Here is a 306-nt window from a genome sequence, read left to right on the forward strand (position 1 = left end):
AACGGGGCCGATCGTCGCTTTGTTGGGTCTGGGGCAAACGGCTGATTCGATAAGAACGGGGCCGATCGTCGCTTTGTTGGGTCTGGGGCAAACGGCTGATTCGATAAGAACGGGGCCGATCGTCGCTTTGTCGCGCCACTGTCAGCTGACTCGGCTGGTAAGAACGTGCTTGCCGATCGCTTTGAGTGGGACGCGGTAGGCGACTGAGTTGGTAAGAACGTGCTTGCAGATCGGTTGGAGTGGGACGCACTTGCCGTGAAGCTTGGTAGGAACGGACGACGCGATCGGTTGGAGTGGGACGCACTT

At 58.8% G+C, this 306-nt stretch carries 1 protein-coding gene; it reads right to left on the minus strand.

Annotated features, from left to right (window positions below):
* A partial coding sequence (locus tag LAY57_RS10075) for a hypothetical protein (RefSeq protein WP_249066289.1) occupies positions 1-306 on the minus strand: 306 nt, incomplete at both ends.

This window comes from Argonema antarcticum A004/B2 (assembly GCF_023333585.1).
GTDB classification, from domain to species: Bacteria; Cyanobacteriota; Cyanobacteriia; order Cyanobacteriales; family Aerosakkonemataceae; genus Argonema; species Argonema antarcticum.